Source organism: Luteibacter sp. ME-Dv--P-043b (assembly GCF_030209605.1).
Lineage (GTDB): Bacteria > Pseudomonadota > Gammaproteobacteria > Xanthomonadales > Rhodanobacteraceae > Luteibacter.
Genome location: NZ_JARVRT010000017.1, coordinates 111085 through 134185, shown reverse-complemented (window position 1 = coordinate 134185; position 23101 = coordinate 111085). Strand labels below are relative to the sequence as shown.

General features: G+C 65.2%; 21 protein-coding genes. 4 read left to right on the top strand and 17 right to left on the bottom strand.

Going from position 1 to position 23101, the window contains the following annotated elements; all coding sequences use genetic code 11:
- Positions 1-17 precede the first annotated feature (17 nt).
- The 12 genes from QRN34_RS11275 to grxD form a co-directional block, all read right to left on the bottom strand.
- A complete protein-coding gene (locus QRN34_RS11275) occupies positions 18-1502 on the bottom strand; it encodes a SulP family inorganic anion transporter (protein WP_285404559.1) in 1485 nt (494 codons plus the stop codon).
- Positions 1503-1672: 170 nt separating this feature from the next.
- Entirely contained in the window at positions 1673-1945 is a 273-nt protein-coding gene (locus tag QRN34_RS11270) for a DUF2845 domain-containing protein (protein ID WP_285404558.1), read from the bottom strand.
- Positions 1946-2032: 87 nt separating this feature from the next.
- Positions 2033-2623: a DNA-3-methyladenine glycosylase gene (locus tag QRN34_RS11265; protein WP_285404592.1), complete on the bottom strand. Its 591-nt coding sequence runs from the start codon at positions 2621-2623 to the stop codon at positions 2033-2035.
- 10 nt (positions 2624-2633) lie between these two features.
- Positions 2634-2768, bottom strand: coding sequence for a hypothetical protein (locus QRN34_RS11260; RefSeq protein WP_255349638.1), 135 nt, complete (start codon positions 2766-2768; stop codon positions 2634-2636).
- Between the two features lie 50 nt (positions 2769-2818).
- On the bottom strand, positions 2819-2974 hold the full coding sequence (locus QRN34_RS11255; RefSeq protein WP_081916427.1) for a DUF3309 family protein: 156 nt from the start codon (positions 2972-2974) through the stop codon (positions 2819-2821).
- A 153-nt stretch (positions 2975-3127) separates the two neighbouring features.
- The gene (gene ppnN / locus QRN34_RS11250) at positions 3128-4525 is read right to left on the bottom strand and encodes a nucleotide 5'-monophosphate nucleosidase PpnN (RefSeq protein ID WP_051938659.1); all 1398 of its coding nucleotides are present in this window, start codon (positions 4523-4525) and stop codon (positions 3128-3130) included.
- Between the two features lie 177 nt (positions 4526-4702).
- Positions 4703-8068, bottom strand: a complete 3366-nt coding sequence (locus QRN34_RS11245; RefSeq protein ID WP_285404556.1) for a TonB-dependent receptor — start codon at positions 8066-8068, stop codon at positions 4703-4705.
- A gap of 502 nt (positions 8069-8570) precedes the next feature.
- Complete coding sequence (locus QRN34_RS11240) at positions 8571-11033, bottom strand: TonB-dependent receptor (RefSeq protein WP_285404555.1); 2463 nt, start codon at positions 11031-11033, stop codon at positions 8571-8573.
- Between the two features lie 484 nt (positions 11034-11517).
- Complete coding sequence (locus QRN34_RS11235) at positions 11518-13224, bottom strand: lysophospholipid acyltransferase family protein (protein ID WP_036140444.1); 1707 nt, start codon at positions 13222-13224, stop codon at positions 11518-11520.
- 218 nt (positions 13225-13442) lie between these two features.
- Positions 13443-14039: a YhgN family NAAT transporter gene (locus QRN34_RS11230; RefSeq protein WP_285404591.1), complete on the bottom strand. Its 597-nt coding sequence runs from the start codon at positions 14037-14039 to the stop codon at positions 13443-13445.
- 32 nt (positions 14040-14071) lie between these two features.
- Positions 14072-14845, bottom strand: coding sequence for an SDR family NAD(P)-dependent oxidoreductase (locus tag QRN34_RS11225; RefSeq protein ID WP_285404554.1), 774 nt, complete (start codon positions 14843-14845; stop codon positions 14072-14074).
- A complete protein-coding gene (gene grxD, locus QRN34_RS11220) occupies positions 14842-15165 on the bottom strand; it encodes a Grx4 family monothiol glutaredoxin (RefSeq protein WP_285404553.1) in 324 nt (107 codons plus the stop codon). Before grxD ends, QRN34_RS11225 begins: the two co-directional genes overlap by 4 nt.
- 108 nt (positions 15166-15273) lie before the next feature.
- Between grxD and QRN34_RS11215 the strand changes: the two genes are divergently transcribed.
- Entirely contained in the window at positions 15274-15852 is a 579-nt protein-coding gene (locus tag QRN34_RS11215) for a Fe-Mn family superoxide dismutase (RefSeq protein ID WP_036140438.1), read from the top strand.
- 237 nt (positions 15853-16089) lie between these two features.
- Here the strand turns inward: QRN34_RS11215 and QRN34_RS11210 are convergent, their stop codons facing one another.
- Both QRN34_RS11210 and purE read right to left on the bottom strand, forming a co-directional pair.
- On the bottom strand, positions 16090-17244 hold the full coding sequence (locus QRN34_RS11210) for a 5-(carboxyamino)imidazole ribonucleotide synthase (protein ID WP_285404552.1): 1155 nt from the start codon (positions 17242-17244) through the stop codon (positions 16090-16092).
- Positions 17241-17756, bottom strand: coding sequence for a 5-(carboxyamino)imidazole ribonucleotide mutase (purE, locus tag QRN34_RS11205; RefSeq protein WP_285404551.1), 516 nt, complete (start codon positions 17754-17756; stop codon positions 17241-17243). Before purE ends, QRN34_RS11210 begins: the two co-directional genes overlap by 4 nt.
- Before the next feature lie 72 nt (positions 17757-17828).
- Between purE and QRN34_RS11200 the strand changes: the two genes are divergently transcribed.
- From QRN34_RS11200 to nadC, 3 genes are all read left to right on the top strand, one after another.
- Positions 17829-18119 carry a Trm112 family protein gene (locus QRN34_RS11200; protein WP_285404550.1) on the top strand — a complete coding sequence of 97 codons (291 nt, stop codon included), beginning with the start codon at positions 17829-17831 and terminating at the stop codon, positions 18117-18119.
- A 76-nt stretch (positions 18120-18195) separates the two neighbouring features.
- A complete protein-coding gene (locus QRN34_RS11195; protein WP_285404549.1) occupies positions 18196-20469 on the top strand; it encodes a DUF1631 domain-containing protein in 2274 nt (757 codons plus the stop codon).
- Between the two features lie 43 nt (positions 20470-20512).
- Positions 20513-21424 carry a carboxylating nicotinate-nucleotide diphosphorylase gene (nadC, locus tag QRN34_RS11190; protein WP_285404548.1) on the top strand — a complete coding sequence of 304 codons (912 nt, stop codon included), beginning with the start codon at positions 20513-20515 and terminating at the stop codon, positions 21422-21424.
- On the opposite strand, the gene QRN34_RS11185 is transcribed toward nadC, so the two are convergent.
- From QRN34_RS11185 to QRN34_RS11175, 3 genes are all read right to left on the bottom strand, one after another.
- Positions 21390-21785 (bottom strand): DUF3301 domain-containing protein, encoded by a 396-nt coding sequence (locus tag QRN34_RS11185; RefSeq protein WP_285404547.1) that lies wholly within the window; start codon positions 21783-21785, stop codon positions 21390-21392. The two genes, nadC and QRN34_RS11185, sit on opposite strands and share 35 nt — an antisense overlap.
- Positions 21786-21843: 58 nt before the next feature.
- Positions 21844-22287, bottom strand: a complete 444-nt coding sequence (locus tag QRN34_RS11180; protein ID WP_285404546.1) for a ClpXP protease specificity-enhancing factor — start codon at positions 22285-22287, stop codon at positions 21844-21846.
- A gap of 124 nt (positions 22288-22411) precedes the next feature.
- On the bottom strand, positions 22412-23056 hold the full coding sequence (locus tag QRN34_RS11175) for a glutathione S-transferase N-terminal domain-containing protein (RefSeq protein WP_285404545.1): 645 nt from the start codon (positions 23054-23056) through the stop codon (positions 22412-22414).
- Positions 23057-23101: the final 45 nt, after the last annotated feature.

The window sequence follows — 23101 nt, the reverse complement described above, 5'->3', positions numbered from 1 at the left end:
CCCGCCCATCCATACACTCAGTGAGCGCCGGTATCCAGTGACGCACCCTCGCGGTGGTGCGTACCCAGGCGCTGCACCAGTTCATGGCTGGCAGCGTTCAGGCCGACGACGTCCACCGTGACGCCTGCCTGGCGGAACTTGAGCACCACGCGATCCAGCGCACCGATAGCGGTCAGGTCCCACAGGTGGGCTGCTGTGACATCGATCACCACGCCGCTCAGGTCCTCTTCCTTCACGTCGAAGAAGTCACCGAACGTATCCGCCGATGCAAAGAACACCTGGCCGGAGACGACATAGGTGCGCACGCCTTCCTCGGAGAGCGAGCTGTCCACGTCGAGCATGCGACCGACCTTGCGCGCGAAGAACACCGCGGAGAGGATCACGCCGGTCAACACGCCACGTGCAAGATCATGCGTCCAGACCGTGACCACCACCGTGCCCAGCATGACGATGCTGGACGACGTGGGATGCGTGCGTAGCGCCGCGATGGATCGCCAGTTGAACGTGCTGAGCGAGACCATGATCATCACCGCCACCAGCGCCGCCATGGGGATCTGGCTGACCCATGGTGCGCCGAACACCACCAGCATCAGCAGCACCACGCCGGCCACCAGCGTCGATAGCCGGCCGCGACCGCCGGAGCGTACGTTGATGACCGACTGGCCGATCATGGCGCAGCCCGCCATGCCACCGATGAAGCCGGTCGCGATATTGGCGAAACCCTGCCCCATGCATTCGCGATTCTTGTCCGACCGCGTGTCGGTCATGTCGTTGACGATCTGCAAGGTCATCATCGATTCGAGCAGTCCGACCACCGCCAGCGTCGCTGCCGTGGGCAAGACGATCCTGGCGGTTTCCCAGTTCAGCGGCACGTCCGGCAGCAGGAAGTGCGGCAACGAATCAGGCAGTGCGCCCATGTCGCCCACACGGTGGATATCGATGCGGAAGACGATGGCGATGACCGTCATCACCACGATGGCCACCAATGGCGATGGCACGGCGCGCGTGACGTAGGGAAACAGGTAAATGATAACCAGCGCGCCGGCGGTCATCGGATAGACCATCCACGACACGCCGATAAGCTCGGGCAACTGCGCCATGAAGATAAGGATGGCCAATGCGTTGACGAACCCGGTGACCACGGACCGCGAAACGAAACGCATGAGGCCGCCGAGCCGGAGCGCGCCTGCCAGCACCTGGAACAGACCCGTCGCGATGGTCGTCAATAACAGGTACTGCAAGCCGTGGGTCTTGACCATGCTCACCATCAGCAGGGCCATCGCCCCGGTGGCGGCGGAAATCATGGCGGGCCGGCCGCCCGTGAAAGCGATCACCACCGCCATCGAGAACGATGCGTAGAGACCCACCTTGGGGTCCACGCCGGCGATGACGGAAAACGCGATGGCTTCGGGAATGAGCGCGAGCGCGACGACAAGGCCCGAGAGCACGTCGCCACGCACGTTGAAGAACCACTGCTGGCTCCAACGGGTAGAGGTATTCATGAATTGTCCTGGTAACCGGATAGGCGGTCGGTAGGGGACCGACACGCGATCGTCCTGCGGTAGATACCGCAGCCTGTAAACACAAGGGTGACGATCAGGGTGGCGTAAGCACCGGGCGAATCCAGGACATGGGGTTGGGACGTCGATGATAACCCATCGACGTTCTCGAGTCAGTTTTGCAGTTGCGTGATCGAGCGGATGCGCCCGTCGACGATCTCGATCTGCACGGATTTACCGTGATCGACATACTCCAGCCGATACCCCTCGAGGCCGCCACGCGGTGTTTCGATCGGCGTTTCACGATCGGGCTTGCCGGCGATCTGGCGGAGACGGCCTTCGCTGTCGCCCGTGGTCACGACCTGGGAGCCGAAGCGATAGGTATCTGCGGAGGCGACGCCAATGGAAAGGGCGGTAAGAACGAACGCGGTGACGATGCGCTTCATGCGAGCCTCCATGTCGGGTATGCGCCAGAGGTTATGCCACATGGAACGGTAAAGCCAACCCGCCCTCCCCCGCGACGCACAGGGGCCTCAGGCGCGTGAGACGTGGGGATTGCCTGCCACGAACCATCGCCACAGGAGGTCGGTGCCTTCCCGGATGCCGATACGCGCGGAACCGACCACCTCATCGGGTGGCGGCATGCCGTCGTCCAGAATCGTGTAACCATCCCGCGCCCGCACCAGGTCGATACCGTTCTGCGCGCCGGTGATACCCATGGCCTGGGTCAACCGGGCCGGGCCGCTGCACAGCTCGCGGTCTTTACGGATACGCGGCCGCGATGCGCGCATCGTTGCGATACCCGCTACCGGTTCCAGCGCGCGCATGAGGACCCCGGAGCCTTCGCCTTCGTCACCGCACACCGTGTTCGCACACCAGTGCATGCCGTAGGTAAAGTAGACGTACATGTGGCCGGGCGGTCCGAACATCACCGCGTTGCGCTTGGTCATGCCACGGAACGTATGCGCGGCAGGATCGATGGCGCCGACATAGGCCTCGACTTCCACGATGCGCCCTACCCTTCCGTCGGCGCAGGCCAGCAGCTTGTTCAGCAGCTGCGGGGCCACGTCGCGCGCGTCGCGATGGAAGAAGCTGCGAGGAACGATGTCGCCCGGCCACGCCACGCGCGACAACTCAGGTCTCCACGGGATCGCCGTCGGTATCCGGATCGGGACCGGGGCGATTCACGGGCGACTCGTCGAGAGGCACGGGCTCGGTACCTGTCGGCACCTTGTCGGTCGCGGGAACGGGACGATGCGGTCGGGTCATGGTGTGCTCCATTCCCGGTGCGCCTGAGCGTCACCGGGAACGTGGATAAATCAGAATACGCCGAGCAGCCAACAGATCAGCACGATGGCGAGGACCACGCCGATACCGCCGCTGGGACCGTAACCCCACGAGCTGGAATAGCCCCAGGTGGGCAGGCCGCCGATGAGCGCGAGAACGAGGATGACGAGCAGGATGGTGACGAGCATGGAATCTCTCCGGACGGGATGCGTGGGCGCCATCCTCGCTTGTGGAGCCGTCTAGACGGTGTGACGCATCGTGCCCGTTTGCGCGTGGCGTTCAGCTAATGGCGAGCCGGACCGGCCTGCCCGATCCGACCCGCTATTACTTAAGTACGCTTCTCAGGTACGCACCACGTAGCACGGCTCGTACGCCGTGCCGCCGGGCAGCTTCATGCGGTGCTGCGCAACGAAGGCTTTCAGCATCTCGTCGAGGGCGCGCATGATTTCCGGCTCGCCGTCGATCACGAACGGGCCGGACTGTTCGATGGCGCGCACGCCCTCCTCCTTGACGTTGCCGGCAACGATGCCCGAGAACGCACGGCGAAGATCGGCCGCCAGTTCGTGCTTCGGGCGATCGCGATGCAGCGCCAGGCCGGCCATGGCTTCGTGCGTGGGGCGGAACGGCTGCTGGAACGGCAGCGGGATGTCCAGGGCCCAGTTGAAGAAGAAGGCATCCTTGTTGTCGAGCCGGTGATTGCGCACCTTCTCGATGCCCGCAACCATGGCGTGCGCGACCGCCGCCGGATCGTCGACGATGATCTTGTAGTGCTTCGCCACATCGTCGCCGAGCGTCAGGCGGAGGAAACGGTCGATCTGCTCGAAGTACGCGGCCGACTGCTGCGGCCCGGTGAAGATCAACGGGAAAGGAATGCCCTTGTTCTTCGGCAACAGCAGGATGCCGAGCATGTAGAGGATTTCTTCCGCCGTGCCGACGCCGCCCGGGAAGACGATGATGCCGTGGCCCAGCCGCACGAACGCCTCGAGACGCTTCTCGATGTCCGGCATGATGACCAGGTTGTTGACGATCGGATTGGGCGACTCCGCCGCGATGATGCCCGGCTCGGTCACACCGATATAGCGGTTGCCCTTGCGACGCTGCTTGGCGTGGGCGATGGTCGCGCCTTTCATGGGGCCCTTCATCGCACCCGGGCCGCACCCCGTGCAGATATCCAGGCCACGTAAGCCGAGCTGGTAACCGACCCGCTTGGTGTACTCGTATTCATCGCGAGAGATGGAATGACCACCCCAGCAGACCACGAGGTTGGGGTCCACCTGCGGACGCAGGATGCGGGAATTACGCAGGATCTCGAACACGGCGTGCGTGATGCCCACGGTGTCGTCGAGATCGAAGGCGCCGGCTTCCAGCTGGGTGGAGACGTAGACGATGTCGCGAACCACCGCGACCAGCAGCTCGTTGATGCCGCGGATGATGCGGCCGTCGACGAAGGCCTGCTCCGGTGCATTCTTCAGTTCGATCTTGATGCCGCGATCTTCCTGCAGCACCTGGATGTCGAAATCGGGGTATTGCTCGAACAGGGTGCCCGGGTCGTCCGAGAGGTTGCCCGAGGTCAGCACCGCCAGCGCGCAACGGCGCAGCAACTGGTGCAGGCCCGACCCGCTGGCGTCGCGCAGGCGCGCCACTTCGTTACGGGAGAGGATGTCGAGGCCGCCGGCCGGCGATACGCGGGCACTCACGGTCTTGCCGTTGACCGGGTCCCCGAAATGGATGGCATTCATGGAGTTACTCGTCCTTTACGACCGCGGATTAGCGGCGAACCCCGCTCCGGATCGGGAGCGGACCGCCTAGGATCACGCGGACGGCGCCGGGGGGTCAAGACCGGCGCCGTCCGGCGCAAAAAGAAGGCCGGCACCCTCACGGATGCCGGCCTCCGGATAAAACAGCGAATCCTTCGCTTAGAACGTGTAGCGAACCGTCAGCATGGCGGACCAACGCGAGACCGGGTTGATCTTGGTCGCGCTGTTGTCGGTCGGGGCGTCGTAGATGCCCTTCAGGCCCGGCTGGTAGTTGCCGTTGGTATCGGTCGGAAGGTTGTAGACGTACTCGCCCTGCGCGTTGACGCCACCGAAGTTGGCCAGGGTGCGGGTGTACGGGAAGCCGACATACGACTGCTGGCCCCACTTCTTGTTCACGAGGTTCAGGAAGTTGTACACGTCCAGGCGGATCTCGCCCTTGTTGCCCTTGAAGATGCCGGGAATTTCCTGGCTCATGCTCAGGTCGATCTGGTTGACCCAGGCCGACGTGGCGCCATTACGCTTGGCAATCTTGCCCTGCTGCTTGCGCAGGTAGCTGTCACCGTTGATGTAGTCGTAGAACTGGTTGACCAGCTGCTGCGAGGCCGCTGCCGTACCGGTCGCATTGCGAAACACCGTGCCGTCGTTACGGGTCGGGATATACGCCAGATCCTTCGAGTAGCTGTCGCCGTTCGAATCGTTGCCGAAGATCCAGCTGTACGGCACGCCGGAGTGACCGTCGTAGAACGCGCTGATCGTGGTGGCGTAGTCACCGAAGAAGTTGTGCTGCCACGTGAGCGAGGCGTTCAGGCGCTTCGCGATGTTCGTGTTGGCCGTGGATGCGACATCTTCGTTCGGGTTGGTCCAGGCACTGTTCGAATAGTTCGACGTGGCCTGGCTCGACGTACCGGGGTTCACTTCGGTCGAATGACCGCCAGTGGCCGCGACGCTCCACGACCAACCATCCGCCATCGGCTTCGAGAACGACAGCGTGACGGTGTCAGCACCACCCTTCGAGGTGTTGGTCAGGTAGGTGACGCCCTGGGCGAAACGGTTGTCGCGGCGAGCGCGAGCAAGCGTGCCGGCCGTATTCGAGCCGATGCGGTCCGCTGCGTTGCCCGTGCAGTTCACGCCCGTCGGGCCACCCACCGGGGTCGAGCCGCCGATGCAGCCGTTATACGTGTAGCGACCGTCCGGCATGAGGCCAGTCGGGCCACCGAGGTTCAGGTTCTGGTAGAGGATCCCGTCCTGAACGTCGAGGTGCTGGTACTCGATGCTGGCGATGATGCCCTGCCACGGCAGTTCACGATCGAACGCGATCGACGATTTCCACACGCTGGGCAGCTTGAAGTTCTTGTCGACCGTATCCACCGCCTGCTGGGGAATGGTGCCCGCTCCGCTGGTCGGCTGGTTGAGCGGGTCGGCACTGAACAGCGGGCACGGCAGCGTCTGGGTGCCGAGCTTGCAGTTCACGCCATCGGCCAGGCGATCATACGAGTACGTGGCGACGTTGATGCCGTTGTTCTGGTACGGATTGGTCATCCACACCGTCGGCGGATCGGACTGGAACAGGCCAACGCCACCGCGCAGCTGGGTCTTGTACTCGCTGTCGAAGGTGTAGTTGAACGACAGGCGCGGTTCGACCAACTGGCTGCCGTTGATCGTGTTGGCATTGCTGAAGCCGTACTTCGACTGGAACGTCGCGTTGTACAGCGGCTTGTCGTCGGTCAGGTACTTGTTGACGCGGAAGCCGAACTGGACGGACAGGTTGTCCGACGCCTGCCAGGTGTCCTGCAGGAAGAACGTATGACGACGCAGCTCCCACTGGGCGGCGATATCGTCCAGCGAGTAACCCTGGGCCGGCTGATACAGCGAATAGTTGCTGTAAAGGCCCCGGCCAATGTTGTTAACGCCGTCGTTGCCGAACGTGTACGCACCGAATTCAGTGCGGCCGAACAGGTTATAGATGCGGTTGCGCTCCCACTCGAAACCACCCTTGATGGTGTGGTCGCCGAGGTAGAGGGTGCCGGCCCACATGGCGTTGAGCGTCTTCACCGAAGCCACGTTGTAATGGCTGAACTGGTCTTCGCCGAGGTTGACGGTCGGGCCGGTGGCGCTGGTGCCGAAGGTCGTGTTGTTCGCGCGAACGGTAAGCATCGGCTGCTGCGTATCGACCGAACGGTTCAGCGAATAATCGCTGTAACCGATCTTGGTTTCCGACGAGAAGATGTCGTTCCAGTCGTCGAACGACTGCAGCGTGTAGTTCTTGATGTCGGAATTGACGGTGTACCAGTAGCTCGACAGGCCGACGGACGACGTGCCGTTACCCTGCGGATTGGGCTTCACCTCCTTGGTACGCGAGTACGCAAGGTTCATGCGGTGGCCGTCCGTGATGTTCCAGTCCAGCTTGGCGATGTAGCGCTTGTCGGTCAGCGTGCCGGCGTTGGCACCGGTGCTGCCGGGCACGATGCCGAGACCGTTCGCGCCATTGACGATGCGCTGAAGATCGGCAGGCGAGATCTTGTTGAGCGTCGAGGTGGTCAGCGAAGGATCGAGGCCGTTCACCGCGCCCGAGCTCAGGCCGGTCACTTCTTCCTTCTCGTAACCAGCGAAGAAGAACAGCTTGTCCTTGATGATCGGACCGCCGACAGTCGCGCCAGCCACCCAGTTACGATCGAACTCGGTGTAGTCCCGACCCTGGTCGAGCCAGCCGGCCTTGCCGACCATGCTGCTGGCGTTCTTGAAGCCGTAGTAGGCCGAACCATGGAACTCGTTCGTACCCGACTTGGTGACGGCATTGATATCCGCGCCGATCGTGTCGGAGCTGACATCGTAATTAGCCGTCGAAATGTTGAACGAATCGATCGTATCCATCGAGACCGGCGAGCCGACGGTCGGCATGCCCGTGCCGTTCAGGCCGAACGGGTCGCCCACGCCCAGGCCGTCGACCTTGATGCTGTTCATACGGGCATTCTGGCCGTTGGCCGAGATCGCGCCGGTGCCGTGGTCGACGTTGACGCGCGGGTCGAGACGGGCGATGTCCGCGATGTTGCGGCTCGGGGCCGGCGTGGCCTTCAGCTGCGCCTGCGAAATGGTAGTGCCCAGGCCCTTGTTCTCCGACGAGAACTGGCCGGAGACGGCCGACACGGTGACCGCATTCAGCGCGGTGGCATCGGCGGCATTGGCGGCGGCGCCGGAGCTCAGGTTGACCGCGGTGTCCGCGCCCAGCTGCAGGTAGACGTTGTCCTGGCGAGCCGACGGGGCGCCATCCTTGGTCGCGGTCACGTCGAACGGACCGCCGACGCGCAGGCCCTGGGCCGAGTAACGGCCGCTGGCATCGGTGGTGGTGGTCTTCGTCGTGCCCGACGGCTCATGCACGATCACGACGGTGGCATTGGCCACCGGCTGGCCGGCGGCGTCGAGGACGCGGCCGCTGATCGTGGACGAGGTTTCCTGCGCGAACGCAGGTGCCGTCAGCAGCGAGGCGATCGCCAGCGGCAGGAGTTTGGCGCGGATGCGGCTATTCATCTAGTGGTCGACCCTGTGGCTTGCATACGAAAATTTTTTCCAGACGAAGGGCTACCTGGCGCGGAGCCGGGTGGAGCATCGCATCTGGACTTTCCCCAAATCGTTGGCTGTGTCGTCTCGTGTGACCCGGCTCACATCCTTGCGACCGGTGGCGACAGTTGTTAAGCCAACTTTAACGGCATTGTATGACAGATTTGTAACGTTTTCACGCCAGTTTGATAAATACCACTTCCATGGCGACTGGCGTTACTTTCGATTAATGCATTGATTTTATTATATATATTTTTCCAACAAGGCTCGTGTCAACGGATCTTGTAAGAACCACCCCCGGCCCGCGATGTCGACCAGCGGCGCAGCGGGGCGCAAGCCCGTGTTGCCTATACCGCGCAGACCTGCGCGGTCGACACAAAAAAAGGCCCCTCGCGAGGAGGGGCCTGAAGATCATGCGCATGGGCAAGGCCGATAGGGAGGGCCTGCCCCCCCTATCCGGATCGGACGAGACTCAGAAGAACGAGGCCCCGAAAGTCACCATGAACGTCCGCTCCTCCAGCACCGAGTAGTAAGGCGCCGACGTGAACAGGGTCACCCCATTGGCATCCTTGATCTTGCCGGGGTTGCTCGCCAGGAAGGCCGAGGTGTTGTTCGCATTGGTCAGCGCCTTGCGATCGGTCAGGTTGAACACGTTGACCTTGATGTACGGCTTGCGGAAGGTCGAGGAGAAGTCCGGGAAATCCCAGCCCGCATTGAGGTTCAGCGTGGTGTAGCCGCCCACACGCTCCGTGTTCGACCAGTCGCCCCAGATAGAACCCTGGTACTTGGCATTCAGTCCGGCCCAGAACGGCCCGTTCTTGTAGCTGAGTTCCACATAGCCCGAATTGCGCGGTGCGTTGAGGAGGGTCTTGCCGCGGGTGTTGTAGATGCCGTCGCCGAGGGAATCGAGGTTGTCCTCCATACGCGACTGCAGGTAGGTGTAGTTGCCGTACACCGACCACTGCGGGTCGAAGCTGAAGCTACCCTCGGCACTCATGCCGCGGTTATGCACCTTGCCCAGCTGCGTATACACGCCCAGACCGGTGGCCTCGTCGTAGCCGGAGACCTGCTTGTTGTTGAAATTGGCCGCGAAGGCATCGACGCTGAGCGACGCGCGCTCGCCGTAGTAGCGCCAGCCCAGGTCGGCACTGGTCGAGGTTTCGGGCTTGTTCGGCAGCGCGCCGGCCTGGGCCGTGCCGTAGCCGTAGAGGGCGTTGCTCAGCACCGCGCCGTTGATCGGGGCACGGAACGTCTTGCCGATCCCGAAGTAGATCTGGTTCTCGGCATCCAGCTGGTACTTCGCACCCGCCGTGGGCGTCCACTTGTGGTACGTGTCCACAGGCGAGGCGCCGTAGCCAATGTTGGTGGGCGTCACCGTCACTTTGCCGGCCGCATTGATCGCGCCCGCGGAATCCGGGTATTCGGTGACATCGCCATCACGCTTGGACCAGACATAGGCGACGCTGCCCGTGAGGGTCAGCTTGTCGGTCGGGTTCCAGTTGTCGGTGACGAACGCCTTGGCGTTGGTCGTCGTGGTGTACTGGCTGTAAGCCTTCTGCGACGTGCCGTCCGGATAGGTGATGCGCGAGCCCTTGGCGGCCCACGTATCGATGGGCACGCCGGTGGCGTAATCCACGGGCACGAACGCCTGACCCTGCTGCTGGCGCGGGCGCTCGGCCCACACCCCGTATTCCAGGCTGTTGCTGTCGCTCAGGTCCTGGTTGAACTTGGCGATGATGCCGGGCCGGTAAGTCGTCGAGTAGCTGTACGAGTTGACCAGCTGGGTGCCGCCGATCTTGCCGTCGCCGTTGAGGTCGTACGCCACCGTCCTGTAGTAGTTGCCGTTGGCCTTCGCGTTCTCGGTGAAGGTGCTGCCCGAGCCGCCACCGCCGTAGCCGTACTGGAAATACGGCACCACCGACAGGCGCAGGTTGTCGGACAGCGTGAACTCGCCGTCCATGCTGGCCAGGTAGTTGCGGAACGGGTTCTGGTGCAGCGCGTAGTAGTTGCTGCTGGTGCTGCCGGGCGTATATGTGCCCAGGTAGCTCTGGTCGTACTGCTGGGCCGCCTGGGCCTTTGTCAGCGACTCGTAGTTCGTCTTGATCAGGCGGTTGTACTGCACCGAGAACGCGACCGAATTCTTGTCGTCGATCTGCCAGACGGTTTTCTCGTCGACCTTGGTGACCTTGGCCTTGCCGCGGCCGCGCCACAGGTTGGTTTCGTTGTTGGAATAGGAAATCCACGAGCGCACCGGGCCGGTGTCACCGGTGTTCAGGCGAAAGAACGTGCGGTGATAACTGTTGCCGCCGCCGGACTGGCTGACGTCCAGACCGGCGGTGTGCGACGGATCGACCGTGACCCACGCGATGGAACCGCCCGCGGCGCCGGAGATCGGCGTGCCGTTCTCGGGGAACCCGGGCTGCACGGTCACGTCGCCCATGTTCTCGCTGTCACCGTATTCGGTGGCGTAGATCTTGTAGTTGCCGCTGTCGTTGATCGGGGCGCCGTTCACCGTCACGCCGATCTCGTCGAGGCTGAAGCCGCGGATCGAGGCGTTGCCGTCGTTGAGGCCCGTGTAGTCGTCGGTCGACGCCGTGACGCCGGGGATCGAGTCGATCGCCTGGGTGAAATTGATGCCGGGCGCGGCGCGGATGATGGCCTCGCGCGACACGGTGGACACGGCCTTGGGCGCGTCCTGGACGGACATCAGGCCCGCGCCGAGCGACAGCGAATCCGCCTTCACCTGCACCGATTCCATCTGCTGGGTAGCGCGGCGGGTGGCGTTGTCGTTCGTGGTATTCGAGGTGCTGGCGGCGGCACTGCGGACGCGCTGCGCCTCGGCGGCCTGCGTGCCCTGGCTATCCTGCGCCGACGCGACACTGGCGGCCGCGAAAAGGGTCAGGGCGATGGCGCCCGAAAGGGAATTGCGGATCATGGAAGGTTTCCTGAAACACTGGGTTGAGGTCATGCCAAAGCCGTCCATGGCCGGCCCCTTTCGAGGCAGCTATTTATTCTTTTGAATCGGCTTTTAATACCCTTTCCGTAATTGATATCGATTATCTGCAAACCGATATTTATTACGTTCTGCGCAAGAAAAAACGTTATCTCCGGACACGGCGAATGACCCGCGAATGCAGGTGGGTCAACACGTTGGGAAACAGATGACCTGTTTTCTCGGCTACAGCGGAACACGGCTGGCGGACCAGCAGACAAGGGTCAACCTTATCTCCGCTTTATGACAGTTTAACGATGAGCACTGGGGTTTGAAAGGCTGGAAATCCATTCCCGAAATCGCCACCGGCTCGATACAGGCCCCACGCCATGCCGAGACGCACGGATACGCGAGCGATACCCGCTGGCGTGTCCATCTACTGGGGCGACATCGGGAATCCGCACAAGGGCAGATTCCCGTGGCGTCGTCAGCCCTTGCCCAGGTAACGCGACCGCTTGGACGGCTTCAGCGCGGCCAGGTCGAGTAGCACCAGGCCATCCACGCAGCCGGAGAAATCCGGGTCTTCGCCGAAGGCCAGGAACTGAACGCCGGTCGGCTCCACCAGGTCCACGTACTGCCGGTAGAGCACCGGCAGCGTCACGCCGAGCGCGTCGAGGCGATGCTTCAGCCGGCCGAGGCCACTGGCGGCGTCCAGCCCTTCCAGTTCGGCACGTACCGAGGCGATAGTGGCGTCCGGGATGACGAACGGCTGACGTGCCGCCGCAAGCCCCTGCACACCGAAGAAATGCTGGTGCGCCGCCGCGATCCATTCGCGCGCTTCGCGCGGCATGCTGACGGACATGCTGACCGGCCCGAACAGGTAACGCACATCCGCGTTGCGCTGCAGGTAGAGGCCGATGCCCTGCCAGAGCTGGTCGAGTGCGCGGGAACGCCAGTAGGCGGGGGTAATGAAGCTGCGACCGAGTTCCAACCCCTGGGCCAGTCGCGACTCGAGCGCCGGCGAATAGTCGAACAGGCTGGACGTGTAAAGGGACGCCATGCCGCGTGCGGCGATCAGCCGGCCGCCATGACCGAAACGATAGGCGCCCACGATGCGCAGGGCCTTGGCGTCCCACAGCACGAGGTGCTCGTAATGGGGATCGTAGGCATCGAGGTCGCGGCGCTTGCCGGTGCCCTCGCCCACGCGACGGAAAGTCAGTTCGCGCAGCCGGCCGATCTCGCGCATCGCATAGCTGTCCTGCGAGCCTTGCAGCAGCACGATGCGCTTGCCGTCCGGCAGCGAGGCCAGCAACTCGGCCTGGTCAAGCTCCGCGGAAACACGCTCCACGGGTTCGGGGTGCGCAAGCGGCGTCTGGCCACCGAACACCAGGTCGCGACCGCGGCCCACACGGTAGACATGGCGGCGCATCAGGCGTGCGGCCTGCTCCGCGGAACCACCGCTGACCTGTTTCAGTTCGTCGGCGTCCACCAGCTTGCCGATGCGGAAACCGACGCGCTGGCGGCCGGAGGTGGCCTCGCGCGGTAGCATGGCGGTGCTGAGCGGCTTGGCCAGCATCGATAGGCCATAGAAGGCGACCGAATTACGCGCGGCGATGTGCACGGGCAGCACCGGCACGCCGGCTTTCATGGCGATGCGGGCGAAACCGTCGGACCACTTGCCGTCGCGCACGCCCGACGGCCCCACGCGGGACACTTCACCTGCGGGGAACATGACCAGCACTTCGCCGGCCTGGATGGCGCGGAAGATGTTGCGCATGCGCGAGGCAGCACCCTTGCCAAACACGTCCACGGGCAGCAGCAACGGCCCCAGCTGGGGCACGGCGGCCAGCACGTCGTTGCCCAGGATGCGGACATCCCGGCGCACCGTGCCGATCATCTGCAGCAGGGCGATCGCGTCCACCATGCCCAAGGGGTGATTGGCCACGACGATGAGCGGCCCTTCGACCGGAATGTTCTCGCGCTCGCGCTCGGTGATCCGGCAGCTGACGCCCAGGTAATCCAGGGTGCGCTCGCAGAAATCGAAGCCCAGCGCCGTTCCGGCGTGATCCAGCGTCTGGTTGAAGCGGGTCTCGTGGGCCAGCTTTTCCAGCATGCCGACCAGCGGCTTGCGGATCAACGGGTGCTGCGCCAGCCAGGGCAGGCGCTCCATCAGTGTCTGATCGATGCTGAGCATGGTTCAGGCTCCCCTTGACGTCGAACGGTTCAAACCGAACGGGGCCGGTACGGAGTCGTGGTTTCTCATAAGCCTTCGAACATCCTCAAGTGCCCCTCGCCGGGCATCGGACACATGCACCGGACGGACGGTGTCCGCCCGGTGCATGCTCGCCGTCAATTATGACAGCAACCCTACCGTTGCGTACGTTCCTGCGGGCGGAGACCCGAAAGACTGGGTCAGACCGCGATATGGAGGTAGGCGGAGAGCCCGGTGAGGAACATCTGCACCGACAGGGCGATCAGCAGCATGCCCATCAGGCGCTCCAGTGCGGTCAGGACGCTCTCACCCAGCCATTTGAACAGGAAGGTGGAGCTGAGCAGGATCACCGAGGTGGCCAGCCAGGCCAGGAACAGGGCAATCCCCCATTCGGCGGTACGGCCCGGCTGGGAGTTGGTCAGCAGGAGCAGCGCGGCCATGGCCGACGGGCCCGCCACGCCGGGAATGGCCATGGGCACGATGAAGGGTTCGCCCTCCCCCGGCTTGCCGAATACGCCGCCCTCGACGGGCGGAAACACCATGCGAATGCCGATCAGGAACAGCACGATGCCGCCGGCGATGCTCACCGACTCCTGGCGCAGCTGCAGCACCTTGAGGATGTACTGGCCGCCCAGCAGGAACCCGACCAGCACGCCCAGGGCGATCAGCAGCTCGCGAATCATGACCTTGCGCCGCCGCTGCGGCGGCACGTCCTTGAGCAAGGCCAGGAACAGCGGGATGTTGCCCAGCGGGTCCATGATGAGGAACAGCAGGATGCCTGCCGACAACGTCGTCATCTGCGCTTCCATGGATAACTCCTATACGACGTTCAAGGGGCGGGACGGAGGTCGAGCACGCTGCCGCGCGCGGCAGACCCCGCGTCCGAAAGCAGGTAGATGATGGCCTCGGCCGTTGCCACGGGCAGCGGCCGTTCCAGCGTGTTCTCGCCGTAATAGGCCGCGCGGCGCAGGGCCGTGCGCATCGGCGCCGGCAGCAGCGCGTGCACACGCAGGGGGCCGCGGCCGTTTTCGGCGTGCAGCACGGTGGCAAGGCGCTCCAGGGCCGCCTTGGATACCCCGTAACCGCCCCAGTGCGCACGCGACAGCAGGTCGGGATCGTCCAGGACGAACACTACCGCGCTGTCCGCGGCCTTGCCCATCAAGGGCATGCAGGCCTGGGTCAGCGCGAACGGTGCCGACACGTTGACCTGCATGGCGCGCAGCCAGTCATCCGGCTTGTGCATGGCCAGCGGCGTCAACTCGTTGAAGTGCGCCGCGGCGTGCACGATGCCGTCGAGGCGGCCAAACTCCTTTTCGATGCCCTCGGCCAACGCCGTGTAGTCGTTCGGGGTGGCGCTTTCCAGGTCCAGCGGATGGATCACCGGCTCGGCACCGCCCAGTGCCACCAGCTCGTCGTAGCGTTTTTCCAGGGCACGCACCTTGCGCCCGGTGATGACCACCGTGGCGCCGGCGCGCACCGCCGCCATCGCCGTCGCGCCGCCCAGGCCACCCGTGACACCGGTGACCACCACCACCCGCCCATCGAGCAGGCCGGAGGTGGGAGCCCAGGAGGCAGGCAGGCGCGCCGACGGCAGAGAACTCACGAATTGGCCTCCGCCACATCGGCAGCCATGCGCTTAAGCTCGCCAGCCGAGTGCAGGTCCTCGACGATGTCGCAGCCCCCGATGAACTCGCCCAGCAGGAACAGCTGGGGAAAGGTGGGCCAGTTGGAGTAGTGCGGCAGGCCTGCCCGGACGCGGGGATCGGCCAGGACGTTGACGGTGAAGAAGGTGGCGCCCGCCGCTGCCAGCGCCTTGACCGCGCGATCGGAGAATCCGCAGGTGGGGTATTCCGGCGTGCCTTTCATGAAAAGCACGATCGGATGGGCCGCCACGATGGCCTTGATCTCGTCTACGACGTCCATAGGTCGGGTTTCATCATTAGAATGCGATTAGTTGCGTAGTGTAACAGCGTGGGCCGCCGCGCCCCCTGTTGACGCCCTTCCCCCCAGCCACCGCTAAGGAGCTCCCTCATGGCGTTCGAACTTCCCCCGCTTCCCTACGAAAAGAATGCACTCGAGCCGCACATCTCCGCCGAAACGCTGGAGTTTCACTACGGCAAGCACCACCAGACCTACGTGACCAACCTGAATAACTTGGTCAAGGGTACTGAATTCGAGGACAAGAGCCTTGAGGACATCGTCAAGTCGTCCTCGGGCGGTATCTTCAACAACGCCGCCCAGATCTGGAACCACACCTTCTACTGGCACTCCATGCGTGCCCCGGGCGGCGCCGAGCCGCCGGCCAAGCTCGCCGACGCGCTGACCAAGGCCTTCGGTGGCGTGGACAAGTTCAAGGAAGAATTCGCCAAGCAGGCCGCCGCCAACTTCGGCTCCGGCTGGACCTGGCTGGTGCAGCGCCCGGATGGCTCGCTCGCCATCGTCAACACGTCCAACGCCGCCACGCCGATCACCGGCAGCGACAAGCCGCTGTTCACCGCGGACGTGTGGGAACACGCCTATTACATCGATTACCGCAACGCCCGCCCGAAGTACCTGGAAGCCTTCTGGAATCTGGTCAACTGGGATTTTGCGGCGAAGAACCTCGCCTGAGGTTTGTCGGTGCGTTGCAGCGCGTAACCGCGTGTTGTGACGCACCGAGATCGCGCACATCGTGCGCTCCTACAACCGCCTGTAGGAGCGCACGATGTGCGCGATGGCTCGTGTAGGAGCGCACGATGTGCGCGACATGTGTTGAGGCCAGGCGCCAGGCCTGGCGCGCCAGGTTGCAGATTGCCGCGAAACGATGTCGCGCGCATCGCGCGCTCCTACGTGGGTAGCGGAGGGGCGTCAGCCCAGCAGCTCGACAGCCGGCGCCACCTGTTCATCGCGACCCAGTACCGCACCCACCTCGGCAAGCTTCGCTCGCAGGCTGCCGGCATCGGCGGCACAGATCGTCGCGTGGCCGACCTTGCGGCCATCGCGCGCGCCCTTTCCGTAATCGTGCCAGTGGCCGTCGGCCACCGATAACACCGGCGCCGGGTCCGGCAGGTCGCCGATCCAGTTGAGCATGGCGCTGGCGCCACGGACGCCCGTGTCGCCCAAGGCCAGGCCCAGCACGGCGCGGATATGGTTCTCGAACTGGCTGGTGTGTGCGCCCTCGATGGTCCAGTGACCGGAGTTGTGCACGCGCGGGGCCATTTCGTTGCCGAGCAGGTCGCCGCCGCGGACGAACAGCTCCAGCGCGAACACACCCACGTAATCCAGTTTTTCCGCGATGGTGCGCGCATGGGCGATGGCGGCACGCTCCATGTCGTCGGACGTGCCCGGCGCGGGGGCGAGGCTGAGCGACAGGACGCCGTCGACATGCCAGTTGCGCGTCAGCGGCCACGCACGAAAGGCACCGTCGCGGCCTCGCACGGCTACCACCGACAACTCCCGGTCGAACGGCACGAAGGCTTCCAGGATCAGCCCGTGCTGGCCGGCGGCATCGCCGAGCGCAGCCCAGGCCGCGTCGATATCGCCGTCCGACTTCAGGCGGAACTGCCCCTTGCCGTCGTAGCCGAGCCGCCGCGTCTTCAGGATGGCCGGCGTGCCGATCCGGGCGATGGCGCGAACCAGGTCGTCGCGCGTGTCCACGGTCTCGAAGTCGGGGGTATCCAGACCCGCTTCGCGGAACAGGGTTTTCTCGCTGAGGCGATCCTGCGCCACGGCCAGGGCCCGCGGGTTCGGGAACACATCGACCTGCCCGGCCAGGCGCTCGGCGACGGCGGCGGGCACGTTCTCGAAATCGAAGGTGATCACGTCCACCCGTGCGGCAAACGCGGCCAGCGCGGCATCGTCGGACCAGTCGGCCACCACCAGCTCGGCCACCTGGCCGGCGCAGGCGTCGGGCGACGCGTCCACCACGAGGGTGCGAATACCCAGCGGTGCCGCGGCCAGGGCCAGCATGCGCGCCAGCTGGCCGCCGCCGAGGATGCCTACGGTGGGGAGCGTGCGGCTCACGTGCGCGGGTCCGGATGGTCGAGGACGTTGCGGGTCTGCTCGGCGCGGAAGGCATCCAGCGCGCTGGCCACGGCGGAATCGTGCAGGGCGAGCACGGAGGCGGCCAGCAAGGCGGCGTTGGTCGCACCGGCCCGGCCGATTGCCAGCGTGCCCACGGGGATGCCCGCAGGCATCTGCGCAATGGAAAGCAGGGAATCCATGCCGTTCAGGGCCTTGGACTGCACGGGCACACCGAACACCGGCAGGGCCGTCTTCGCCGCGATCATGCCCGGCAGGTGGGCCGCGCCACCGGCGCCGGCGATGATCACCTGGATACCGCGGCCACGCGCGCCCTCGGCATAGCCGAACAGGAGATCGGGCGTGCGGTGGGCCGAAACCACCTGCACCTCGTGGACGACACCCAGGCGGGTCAGTGTGGCGGAGGCATGCTCCATCGTTTCCCAGTCCGATCGCGAGCCCATCACCACGCCCACGCGCGGCGCGCCCGCTCCGTTACCTTCGTTGGAAATCATGGCCCGGCCACCCAAAAGTCGCTATTGTAAGTGCATTCCCGATCTACAGGTTGGCCGTCACGGCCGCTCTCCATGGACAAGCGTCTTCTCGACATCCTCTGCTGCCCGGTCAGCAAGCGCCCCCTGCGCCCCCTGACGGCGGCCGAGCGCGACACCCTCAACAGCGCCATCCGCGCGGGCTCCGTCGACACGGTAGCCGGCGAGAAAGTCACCGATATCCTGACCGAAGGCCTGATTACCACCGACGGCCAGTTGGTCTATCGGGTCGAGGACGGCATCCCCGTGATGCTGCCGGAAGCCGGCATCGGCACGCTGCAACTGGCCGGCTTTACGCCGGAGAGCGGGCTCGCGCAGAATCCGTGACCCAAGTCACACTTTAAAGCATTCGATCCCGCACAATGGCCCCTCAGGCGGGGGCCGGTGAATCCAGAGATGCGCGATGAATAACGCGAACGAGCCGTCGAACGTCGTCGATCTAAGCCATCGGCTGGACCCTCGTATCGAAAGTGTGGGTGCGCTCCTGGTCACGGTACGCGGGCTGGCGACCAAGCGGCTGCACGCGCTGGCCACCAACATGTTCGAGAACATCGACGACGCCCTGTTCGACCTGGCCGAGAAGGCCGAGAATAACGCCGCGCAAACCCAGTTCTTCGACGGCATGCGCGAGGTCCGCAAGAAGCGCGCGATCGTCGAACGCAGTTTCCTGGGCCAGGTGGCCCGCGACCTGGCCGACTTCTCCGCCGGCCGCACGCGCGCGCCCGAGTCCGACGCGCACGCCCGCCCTCTGGCGAACATCGAACTCAGCCTTGTCGGCGAGAACGAGCTGGAAGAATCGCTGGCGATCACCAGCATGATCGGCAAGAACGAGCAACGCCTCGCGCGTGCCCTCTTCGCGGTGAACCAGCGCCTCTCCGTGATCTGCGGCGGCGCCCGCATGGACGACGCCTCCAACCCCGTCGGCCCCGCCTTGCTGGCCGGAGCCTTCCGCCAGGCCATGCGCGAGCTGGTGGTGGAGGTTCGGGTCAAGCTGATCATCTACAAGCTGTTCGACCGCTACGTGCTCGCCGGCATCGACGAGCTCTACGACGACATCAACAACGAACTGGCTGCGGCCGGCGTGCTTCCGCAGTTGCGCCACGAGATCGCCACGCGCCGCAGCGACGCGCCCGCCCCTACCGGCCCGGCGTCATCGGCCATGACAACGGCGCAGGCGACGGCCCCGGTGACCGACGCGGCCGCCGCGGAGTTCATGCAGTCGTTGCACGCCATGTTCTCCGCCCGTCGCGGCGCGATCTCCGCCCTGACCGGCACGGCTACCGGCGGTGGCCAGGCCCTGCCGATCGGCCCCCTGCCCAGCGCGGCGGAAATGCTCGGTGCGCTGACCCTGCTGCAAAGCCAGATCGCCAGCCTGCCCAGTCAGGCCGCACCGCTGGCGACACAGGCTGACGTCACCCGCGACGTGGCCCAGCTGAAGGAACAGTTGCTCGTCCAGATCGGCCAGCTGCGCGGGCAACAGACCGCGCACGTGTCGGGCGTGGACGAGGACACGATCGACCTGGTGGGCATGTTGTTCGAGTTCATCCTCGAAGACCGCAACCTGCCCGCCGAGATGCAGGTGATGCTGGCGCGCCTGCAGATCCCCTACCTGAAGGTCGCCCTGCTCGACCGGCGCCTGTTCGCGCACAAGTCCCACCCGGCGCGCCAGCTGCTGGATGCCATGGCCGATGCGGCCAAGGGCTGGTCGGCCGAGTCCGATCGCGACGGCCGCCTGTTCGACAAGACCCGGACCATCGTCGAGCGGCTGCTGCGCGACTTCGACGACGACGTGGACCTCTTCAACCGCCTCGCGACGGAGTTGCAGGATTTTCTCGACATCAGCCGCAAGCGTGCGGAGCTGGCCGAGCAGCGCGTGGCCGAATCCACCCGCGGCCGCGAAAAACTGGAGCACGCCCGTCGGCGCGCCGCGCAGGAAATCGTCGGCCGGGTCGGCGGCGCCGCGTTACCGCCGCTGATCCACGGTGTACTGACCCGGGCCTGGGCCAACTACATCGTGCTCACCCTGCTGCGCCAGGGCGAGGAATCGCCCGAATTCCGCGAATCGCTGCGCTTCGTCGACGACTTCATCGCCAGTGCCCGTCCGGTCTATGACCTCAACGGGCGACGCGACCTGCGTGCGCTGCTGCCCTCGGTGGAGCAGACACTGCGCCGCGGGCTGGCCGCCGTGGCGTTCCAGGATGCCGACACCGAACAATTGCTGGCGCAGTTGCACGCGTTCTACCGGCAGCAGTTGGGCGAATCCGTAGCGGAGACCGGATCGGGCACGCTCATCGCCAGCGTGACGCCGCTGCCCGATGCGATCCAGGCGATCGACGAACCGATCGTCGAGCCGGTGCCCGAGGACGAATCCCTGCCGGACGAGGCCTTCGACGAGCGCAACCTCGCCCAGGCCCGCGAGCTGAAGGTCGGCCAGTGGATGGAATTCACCAGCGAGGACGGCAGCACCGACCGCGCCAAGCTCTCGTGGATCAGCCCGATCAGCGGTCGCTACCTGTTCGTGAACCGTCGCGGCCTCAAGGTGGCCGACCACAGTCTTGCCGGCCTGGCCCAGGGCTTTGCCAACGGCACGGCGCGGCTGCTCGATTCCGCGCTGCTGTTCGACCGCGCCATGGACGCCATCGTGGAACGCCTGCGCACACCGGATCCGGGTGCCTGAGGTTTGCTAAGGTAGCGCCCTCTTCCCTGGGCGCATCCCCACGATGACTTCCAACGAGTCGCAATCCCTGGCCGACGCGCTGCCGCCGGCCGTCGAGATACAAGCCGATGTCGATCGCGCCCTGAGCGAGGACATCGGCCCGGGCGACGCCACCGCCGACCTGCTCGATGCAGCCGCCACCGCCACCGCCGTGCTTACCTGTCGCGAAGATGCCGTACTGTGCGGCACGGCCTGGTTCGACGCGGCGTTCCGCACGCTGGACCCGAACGTGGACATCGCGTGGTCGCTCCACGATGGCGACCGCATCGCCGCCGGCAGCGCCATCTGCCGTCTCGCCGGCAAGGCGCGCGCCCTGGTCACCGCCGAACGTACCGCGCTCAACTTCCTGCAGCTGCTGTCGTCCACTGCCACCGTTACCGCACGCTATGCCGATGCGCTGGCGGGCACGCGCACGCGCATCCTCGACACGCGCAAGACCCTGCCGGGCCTGCGCCGCGCGCAGAAATACGCCGTGCGCTGCGGCGGCGGCACCAACCATCGCATCGGCCTGTTCGACGCCATGATGCTCAAGGAAAACCACATCATCGCCGCGGGCGGCATTCGTCCGGCCGTGGAGGCGGCGCGGCGCATCCATCCGGCCCTGCCGTTGATCGTGGAAGTGGAGACGATGGCCGAACTGGCCGAGGCGATCGACGCCGGGGCGGACCGCGCGTTGCTCGACAACTTCACCCCGGCGATGCTGGCCGAGGCCGTCACCTATACCGACGGCAGGATGTCGCTCGAAGTGTCTGGGAACGTGGAACTGGCCACGCTCCGCGACATTGCCGAAACCGGCGTGGATTTCATTTCCAGCGGCGCGCTGACCAAGCATGTACGCGCCATCGATCTTTCCCTGCGGCTCGACGTGCAGCCGGGGGTGCTCAGTGCAGCCGGCGCCGGTCGGCCAGCGAGATGACGTTGCTGCCGTGGACCAGGGGATCGATGGCCACCACGGTTTCCAGTTCCGGCGCGTCGGCCCCCGGCAGGGAGTAACTGGCGATATCGTGGCCCGCCATCCACAGGCGTGCCGACTGGCGGGACTGGCCATCCAGGCTCACTTCGAAGCCGTAGCAGCGCTCGAGCCGACGCACGCCGTCCACACCCTGGAGGCGCATGGCGCGCAGGCCGACCGACTGATCCAGCAACTGGAGGCCGTAACGCTTGCACAGCCCCGCCGCGGCGCGTGCGGCAACTTCCCGCGCACGCGTCAGCCTGTACCAGCTCGCGATACCGCCGGCGAGGACAAGAAGCCAGAAAAGGTCACTGAAGGATGCCATGCTGCCAGTGTGTGGCCGATCCGGAACGTCCACAAGCCCCCGAAGGGGCGGCGGAGGCCTACTTGACGACGCGCAGGTGCGGTGCGCCGCGCTTCGGGCGGTCGTCATCACCACCGGCCGAGGGCGGCGGAGGCTCGCTGTTTTCCACCACTTCCATCGGACCGGACGAGGGCGACGGCTCGGAACCGTCGTTTTCGTCGGCCGGGAACATCATGCCCTGCCCGTTTTCCTGCGCATACAGCGCCAGCACGGCCGGCACGGGGATCACGATCTGCTGGCTGACACCCGAGAAACGGGCCTGGAAGCCGATCTTGTCGTTGCCCAGGTCGAGATTGGCCACGGCGCGCATGGCCAGGTTGAGCACCACCTGGCCGTTCTTCACCACATGGGCGGGCACCTTGACCCCGGGCTGGGCGGCGTCCACCAGCACGTAGGGGGTCAGGCCGTTGTCGCTGATCCAGTCGTAGATGGCGCGGAGCAGGTACGGGCGATTGGAAGTCATGCCCGCGCTTTCGTTCGTATCCATGGATGCTGTCCTCGTCGTTCCCGCCGGTAGGTCGGGGATCACCAAAGCCCCGGCTGGGCAAGGTCGAAAGGACAGTTTAAGGGATAGGCGGCATCCGACGCTAACCGGGGCTGAAATTGAAATCCAGGCGCATGTCTCGCTCCTCCGGGGTGAGGCTGCGGGCAAAGCCCTGGCTGTGAAACAGGCGCTCGCCGTAATCGACGATGGCTTTGCCGTCCCGGCCCAGGTCCACGCCCAGGTGCGGCAGCCGCCAGACCACCGGGGCCACCAGGCAGTCGATCAGGCTCATCTCCGGATTGAGGAAGAAACGCGACGCCCGGAACAGCGGCTCGGACAACAACAGCTGCTCGCGCAGGCGCTTGCGGGCACCGGCAGCCTCCTTGCCGCCCTCTGCAATCGCCTCGATCTCAGGCAGCCAGTCGTTTTCGACGCGCCAGGTGGCCAGGCGCAGGCGCGCCCGTGACAGCGGATCGATGGGCATCAACGGCGGATGCGGATAACGCTCGTCAAGGTATTCGACGACCACCAGGGGGTCGTAGAGACACAGGTCTCGATCGACCAGGGTCGGCAGGGTGCCGTAGGGATTGAGGTCGAGCAGGTCGGCCGTCGGCCGATCCGGCTTGAGAACGATCCTGTCATAGGCCACCCCTTTCGCCGCCAGCACGAGGCGCGTCCGGTGGCAGTGAATGTCGTCGGCGCTGGTGTAAAGCGTCAGCGCCGCACGCGAACGAGCACTCTGGACCATGCGTCGATCTCCCTGTTTACGGTGTTCGGAACTCTAACCCCACCC

Bases quoted from the DNA above. Each gene is read 5' to 3' on its own strand.
- QRN34_RS11175 (WP_285404545.1), bottom strand. From the start codon at position 23,056: ATGGTCCAGAGTGCTCGTTCGCGTGCGGCGCTGACGCTTTACACCAGC.
- QRN34_RS11275 (WP_285404559.1), bottom strand. From the start codon at position 1,502: ATGAATACCTCTACCCGTTGGAGCCAGCAGTGGTTCTTCAACGTGCGT.
- QRN34_RS11195 (WP_285404549.1), top strand. From the start codon at position 18,196: ATGAATAACGCGAACGAGCCGTCGAACGTCGTCGATCTAAGCCATCGG.
- QRN34_RS11240 (WP_285404555.1), bottom strand. From the start codon at position 11,033: ATGATCCGCAATTCCCTTTCGGGCGCCATCGCCCTGACCCTTTTCGCG.
- ppnN (WP_051938659.1), bottom strand. From the start codon at position 4,525: ATGAATGCCATCCATTTCGGGGACCCGGTCAACGGCAAGACCGTGAGT.
- grxD (WP_285404553.1), bottom strand. From the start codon at position 15,165: ATGGACGTCGTAGACGAGATCAAGGCCATCGTGGCGGCCCATCCGATC.
- QRN34_RS11200 (WP_285404550.1), top strand. From the start codon at position 17,829: ATGGACAAGCGTCTTCTCGACATCCTCTGCTGCCCGGTCAGCAAGCGC.
- QRN34_RS11245 (WP_285404556.1), bottom strand. From the start codon at position 8,068: ATGAATAGCCGCATCCGCGCCAAACTCCTGCCGCTGGCGATCGCCTCG.
- QRN34_RS11180 (WP_285404546.1), bottom strand. From the start codon at position 22,287: ATGACTTCCAATCGCCCGTACCTGCTCCGCGCCATCTACGACTGGATC.
- QRN34_RS11255 (WP_081916427.1), bottom strand. From the start codon at position 2,974: ATGCTCGTCACCATCCTGCTCGTCATCCTCGTTCTCGCGCTCATCGGC.
- QRN34_RS11260 (WP_255349638.1), bottom strand. From the start codon at position 2,768: ATGACCCGACCGCATCGTCCCGTTCCCGCGACCGACAAGGTGCCGACA.
- QRN34_RS11185 (WP_285404547.1), bottom strand. From the start codon at position 21,785: ATGGCATCCTTCAGTGACCTTTTCTGGCTTCTTGTCCTCGCCGGCGGT.
- QRN34_RS11230 (WP_285404591.1), bottom strand. From the start codon at position 14,039: ATGACGACGTTGTCGGCAGGCATCCTGCTGTTCCTCATCATGGACCCG.
- QRN34_RS11235 (WP_036140444.1), bottom strand. From the start codon at position 13,224: ATGCTCAGCATCGATCAGACACTGATGGAGCGCCTGCCCTGGCTGGCG.
- nadC (WP_285404548.1), top strand. From the start codon at position 20,513: ATGACTTCCAACGAGTCGCAATCCCTGGCCGACGCGCTGCCGCCGGCC.
- QRN34_RS11270 (WP_285404558.1), bottom strand. From the start codon at position 1,945: ATGAAGCGCATCGTCACCGCGTTCGTTCTTACCGCCCTTTCCATTGGC.
- purE (WP_285404551.1), bottom strand. From the start codon at position 17,756: ATGATTTCCAACGAAGGTAACGGAGCGGGCGCGCCGCGCGTGGGCGTG.
- QRN34_RS11215 (WP_036140438.1), top strand. From the start codon at position 15,274: ATGGCGTTCGAACTTCCCCCGCTTCCCTACGAAAAGAATGCACTCGAG.